The sequence below is a fragment of the Corallococcus sicarius genome, from assembly GCF_003611735.1.
Taxonomy (GTDB): domain Bacteria; phylum Myxococcota; class Myxococcia; order Myxococcales; family Myxococcaceae; genus Corallococcus; species Corallococcus sicarius.
This window is the reverse complement of record NZ_RAWG01000462.1, coordinates 1-5,584: the sequence shown is the minus strand read 5'-3', so window position 1 is coordinate 5,584 and position 5,584 is coordinate 1. Positions and strand designations below refer to the sequence as shown.

Below are 5,584 nucleotides of genomic sequence, written 5' to 3'. Positions count from 1 at the left end.
CCCGACGGCCACCGCCACCGCCGCGGCCCCCGCCGCCGCGAAGCCCAGCGTCTGGGATGTCAGCGTGGGCCTGAGCCTCATCTCCCTCACCGGCAACGCGTCCACGCTGACGGTGAGCGGGCTCGCGAGCGCGCTGCGCAAGACGGATCGGTGGATCTACTCGGCGAAGGCCTTCGGCGCGTACGGCCGCAGCCGCCCGCCCCAGCTGGAAGGGGAGGCGGAGTCGCTGTCGCAGGTGGTGGCCCTCAACGCCGGCATCGAGCTGCGTGGCGACCGCCGCTTCACGGAGCTGCTCAGCGGCTACCTCCTGACGGGCGTGGACACGGACCACATCAAGAGCGTGGAGGCGCGGCCCTACGGTGAAGCCGGCGCCAGCATCCTCTGGTTCGACACCAAGAAGGAGTCCGGCCGCGACTCCACCCTGCGCACCGACTTCGCCTTCCGCTACGCCCGCGAGATGCGCTTCCAGTACTACCCGGCGCGCCTGGACCTGGCGGACGTGGACATCGGCGGTCCCCGCTTCGGCGCCCTGTTCCGCTACGGCATCTCCAAGGACATCACCTTCCAGGAGGAGGCTGAAATCCTGGTGAGCGTCATCACCGAGTCGCGCGTGCTCTTCAGCAGCCAGACGCAGGTGATGGCCAACCTCACCGACGCGCTGGCCCTGGGCGTGGGCTTCCTCGTGAAGTCGGACAGCGCCCCGCCTCCGGGCAAGGTGTCCACCGACACGGCGCTCTCCTTCAACCTGACCATCGCGCTGTAGTCGTCGCAGGTCCGCCCCAAAAGCGACGCGGCGCCAGGGAAGAATCCCGGGCGCCGCGTGGCTGCTTCAAGGCTTGAAGACGCTTGCGACTACTCGTGCGTCTCGCCCTGCTGCTTGATCTTCTGCTGGTGCCCACCCTGGCGGCCCTCGGCCGTGTTCGCCCCGATGTCCACCGGCTGCAGGTCGCTGTACTGCGAGCCCGGAGGGTTGGCGAGCCGGAAGCGCGTGCCGAAGTCCATCAGCGTGAAGCCGATGAGCAGCACCACGAAGATGATGGACACCCCGAACACCAGGCGGTTGGCGCCGCGGTGCTCGGACAGGTGCATGAAGTACAGCGCCACCAGCGTGCCCTTCACGCTGGCGATGACGAGCGCCAGCAGCAGGCCGAAGTCCGGCAGGTGCATGCGGCCGGTGAAGACGGTGACGAGCGTGAGCACCAGCAGGACCACCCAGATGACCACGTAGCGCCCGGCGCCGTGGTGCTCCTGCATGTTGTGCTCTTCCTGATGCGATTCGTTGGCGATGGCCATGTCGTGTCCCTCAGACCAGGTACAGCATCGGGAAGAGGAAGATCCACACCAGGTCGACGAGGTGCCAGTACATGGAGCCCAGCTCGACCATCGTGTAGTTGTTCGCGCTGAAGTCCCCGACGCGGTACGCGCGCACCGTGGAGAACGCCAGCACCGTCATCCCGATGACGACGTGCAGGGCGTGCAGCGCGGTGGAGGCGAAGTACACCGTGAAGTACAGCGGCGCGCCCGGCAGCTGGATGCCTTCGTAGAAGTAGTAGCGGCCCGGCAGCGTCCCGATGTGGAACTTGTGCTTGTACTCGAAGAACTTGATGACGAGGAACCCGATGGCCATCAGCAGCGTGAGCACGAACATGTGCCCCACCATCTTGTTCTTCCCCTCCTTGGCGTAGTGCACCGCCATGGCGGCGGTGAACGAGGAGGTGATGAGGACCACCGTGTTGATGGTGCCCATCGTCAGGTCCAGGCTGCGGCTGGCCGCGGCCCACGCGTCCGGGAACAGGAAGCGGTACGCCGCGTAGCACGCGAACAGACCCGCGAAGAGCAGGATTTCCGTCGCGAGGAACAGCCACATGCCCAGCCGCGCCGCGTGGTTCTGCACCTCCAGCGACGCGAAGTGGGCGGCCAGCTTCGGACCGGGCAGCGTACCCGGCGTCACGTGCGCGCTAGACATCTGAGACCTCGCCCTTGCCCGTGTTCGGCTCCACGTAGAAGTGGGGCTCTTCCGGGTAGGTCGGCTGGGGACCAATGAAGTTGTGCGTGGGCGGCGGGGACGACGTCAGCCACTCGTAGCCCCGGCTGTGCCACGGGTTGTCCACGCGCTCGCCGTACACCAGCGCGTACGTCAGGTAGATGGCGATGATGACGAACCCGAACGCCAGCAGGGACGCGCCGGCCGTGGACGCCACGTTGAGCGCCTGGAACCGCTCCGGGTACTCGTAGTAGCGGCGCGGCATGCCCGCGTTGCCCAGGAGGAACTGGGGGATGAACGTGGCGTTGAAGCCCAGGATGATGAGCGCCGCGGACACCAGGCCCCACCCCTCGTGGTACATCTTCCCGAACATCTTCGGGAACCAGTAGTGGAGCGCGGCCAGGAAGGCCATGATCGTCGCGCCCACCATGATGAAGTGGAAGTGCGCCACGACGAAGTAGGTGTCGTGCCACGGCACGTCCAGCGACACCGTCGCCACCGCGATGCCCGTCATGCCGCCGAACACGGTGAAGAACAGGAAGCCGCAGAAGTAGGCGAACGGCGTCGTGAACTCCACCGCGCCCTTGTAGACGGTGCCCACCCAGTTGAAGACCTTGATGGCGGTGAACACGCCCACCAGCATCGACAGCACGCCGAACACGCCGGCGTTGAAGGTCGACTGGCCGGACACGAACATGTGGTGGCCCCAGGCGAAGAAGCCCACGAAGGCGATGCCCACGCTGGAGTACGCCACCGCGCGGTAGCCGAACATGTTCTTGCGGCTGAAGGCGCAGACGATCTCGCTCATCACGCCGAACGCCGGCAGCACCATGATGTACACGGCCGGGTGGCTGTAGAACCAGAACAGGTGCTGGAAGAGCACCGGGTCACCGCCGCGGGCCACGTCGAACATGCCCAGGCTGAACAGGTTCTCCGCCGTCACCAGCAGGAGCAGGAGGCCAATCACCGGCGTCGCGAGCACCTGGATGCAGCTGGTCGCGTAGAGCGCCCAGACCATCAGGGGCATCTTGAACCAGGTGATGCCCGGCGCCCGCATGGTGTGCGCGGTGACGATGAAGTTCATGCCCGTGAGGATGGAGCTGAACCCGATGATGAACGCGCCGAAGAGCACCGGCGCCACCGTCGTCGTCGTGTGCGCGCTGTACGGCGTGTAGAACGTCCAGCCGGTGTCCAGGCCGCCGTTGAGCATGCCCCAGAGCGCGAAGCCCGCGCCCGCCAGGTACACGTAGAGCGACAGCAGGTTCAGCCGCGGGAACGCCACGTCCTTGGCGCCCAGCATCAGCGGCAGCATGAAGTTGCCGAAGATGGCGGGGATGGCAGGGATCATGAACAGGAAGATCATGACGATGCCATGCAGCGTGAAGACGCGGTTGTACGTCATCGCGTCCATGATGGTCGGACCGGGCGTCAGGAGCTCGATCCGGATGAGCAGCGCGAAGATGCCGCCCACCAGGAAGAAGAGCAGCACCCAGGCCATGTACATGATGCCAATGCGCTTGTGGTCCACCGTCAGCAGCCACGACTTCACCGTGGTGCCGTCCGTGAGGTAGCTCGGATGATGGCCGTGGTCGTCGGTCGCCTCATGGCCGGGGACGACGGCCCCCGGCGCGGCGATGCTACTGGATGGGGTCATAGGCGGGTCCCTCGGAAGCGCTCTCGCGCACGTTCGGAGTGCGCAGCGACTTGATGTACTCGACGATGGCGGCGGACTCAGGGCCCTGCAGCTTGCCCTGGTAGGTCGGCATCACGTTCTGGTAGCCGGCGACGATGTGCGCGCCCGGGTCCATCATGGACTGGGTGATGTACGCCTCGTCCACGCGGATGTCCTGGCCGTCCTGGAGCTTCTCGGTGCGCTCGTACATGCCCAGGAAGGTGGGGCCGATGTGCTTGGAGCCGTCCACCGAGTGGCAGCCCAGGCACCCCTGGGAGCCCACCAGCTTCTGGCCCTGTTCGGACATGCGGGCCACGGGCGGCACGAGCGACGTGTCCGCCAGCGCGTCCTGCCGGTCCTGCAGGCGGCCGCGCTGCTGCTCCTTCAGCCAGTTCTCGTAGTCCTCCGGCGCGAGCACGACGACCTCGGCCAGCATCTTCGAGTGCGACAGGCCGCAGTACTCGGTGCAGAGCACCTGGTACGTGCCGGGCTTCGTCGCCTCGAACCAGGCCTGCGTGTAGCGGCCCGGCAGCGCGTCCATCTTGATGCGGAAGGACGGGACGTAGAAGGAGTGGATCACGTCGCGGGACGTGAGGAGCAGCCGCACCGGGCGGTGCGCCGGCACGTGCAGCACGTTCACGCCGTTGGGGCCCTCCGGATAGGAGAACTTCCACATCCACTGCTTGCCCATGACGTAGACATCCATCGAGTCCTTGGGCGGAGTGGTGTACCAGGTGAAGTCCCGGAACCCGATGGCGAACCACGCCAGGAAGAACACCAGCGGCACGGAGACGAAGAGGAACTCCGTCTTCAGGTCCGGCACGACGTATTCCGTCGTCTGGTGGGCCTCCCGCCGACGGTAGCGGAAGAACATGAAGAGCGCCGCGAGACCGACGCCCGCGGACATCACCATCGTCGTACCGACGACGAAGTAGTGCAGGAAGTCGACCCGTTCCGCGAACGTGGACGCGCGCTCCGGGAGGAACAGGAATTGGTTGGCCAGGTCGCTCATGTAGTCGCGCCTTTCTTCAGCTCGCGCCTCCAGAAATAGATCAGCATCGTGGCCAGGGCGCCGAAGACAGCAAGGGAGCCCAGGCGGATGAATCCGAAGATGTAGAAACCGTACCGCCGGGTGGCGGTGTCATACTTGAAACAGGACATGACGATGCGATCGACGCTCGTCCCCACCCGACCGCCCGCCGCTTCCAGCAGCGCCAGCTTCACGTTCTGACGGTCGAACGACGTGCCGTAGAGGTAGCGCGAAATGCTCCCCTCCGGGGTGAGCACGGTGACCACCGCAGGGTGGGCGTACTGCTTCGTGCTCGGGTCATACGTGTACTTGAAGCCCACGGCGTCGGCGAGCTTGCGGACGTTCTCGTCGGTGCCGGTGAGGAAATGCCAGGGCGCGTTCTCCGGCTTGCCCATGGACTGCAGATACTTGCGGCGGCGCTCACTGCTCTGCCCCGGGGTGTCCTTGGGGTCGATGCTGACGGTGACCGCCTCGTAGTCCTTGCCCAGCTCCAGGCCCAGCTCGCGCATCACGCGGACCTGCTCGTTGATGACGAGACTGCAGAGCATGGGGCACTCGTAGTACACCAGCGTGAGCAGGGTGGGGCGCGTCTTCGACAGCAGGGTCCCCAGCCGAACTTCTTCCCCCGAGGAGTCCAGGAGGCGGGTCTCCAGCGGGAGCGGGTCGCCCAGGTGCTCCTCCACGTCCACGCCCGTTATCGGCGGAGGCAGGTCGGAGTCCGCCTCCACGATGGCGCGCGGGGTCCGGCCTCCACCCGGCAGGGCGGACGCAGGCGTGGCGCTGGTGAGCACCAGCGCGACCGCCGCGAAGAGCCCGGCGGCGCGGGCGGAGGTGTGCGGGAGGAAGGACGGCATGGCAGGCACGGCTCGGGTGACGGGGGCGGGGGTGGAGCCTACTT

The 5,584-nt window shown here is 66.5% G+C and carries 6 protein-coding genes; 1 reads left to right on the top strand and 5 read right to left on the bottom strand.

Going from position 1 to position 5,584, the window contains the following annotated elements:
* Positions 1-763: DUF481 domain-containing protein (locus D7X12_RS38735; protein WP_244225040.1), on the top strand; the 763-nt coding region annotated here is incomplete at its 5' end.
* A gap of 89 nt (positions 764-852) precedes the next feature.
* On the opposite strand, the gene D7X12_RS38730 is transcribed toward D7X12_RS38735, so the two are convergent.
* The 5 genes from D7X12_RS38730 to D7X12_RS38710 are packed head-to-tail and all read right to left on the bottom strand — an operon-like array spanning position 853 to position 5,540.
* The gene (locus tag D7X12_RS38730; RefSeq protein WP_120630182.1) at positions 853-1,293 is read right to left on the bottom strand and encodes a cytochrome C oxidase subunit IV family protein; all 441 of its coding nucleotides are present in this window, start codon (positions 1,291-1,293) and stop codon (positions 853-855) included.
* 10 nt (positions 1,294-1,303) lie between these two features.
* Entirely contained in the window at positions 1,304-1,966 is a 663-nt protein-coding gene (locus D7X12_RS38725) for a cytochrome c oxidase subunit 3 family protein (RefSeq protein WP_120630181.1), read from the bottom strand.
* Positions 1,959-3,638 carry a cytochrome c oxidase subunit I gene (locus D7X12_RS38720; RefSeq protein ID WP_120630180.1) on the bottom strand — a complete coding sequence of 560 codons (1,680 nt, stop codon included), beginning with the start codon at positions 3,636-3,638 and terminating at the stop codon, positions 1,959-1,961. The genes D7X12_RS38725 and D7X12_RS38720 overlap by 8 nt, the downstream gene beginning before the upstream one ends.
* Positions 3,622-4,668, bottom strand: a complete 1,047-nt coding sequence (gene coxB / locus D7X12_RS38715) for a cytochrome c oxidase subunit II (protein ID WP_120630179.1) — start codon at positions 4,666-4,668, stop codon at positions 3,622-3,624. Before coxB ends, D7X12_RS38720 begins: the two co-directional genes overlap by 17 nt.
* A complete protein-coding gene (locus D7X12_RS38710; protein ID WP_120630178.1) occupies positions 4,665-5,540 on the bottom strand; it encodes an SCO family protein in 876 nt (291 codons plus the stop codon). The genes coxB and D7X12_RS38710 overlap by 4 nt, the downstream gene beginning before the upstream one ends.
* Positions 5,541-5,584 lie beyond the last annotated feature (44 nt).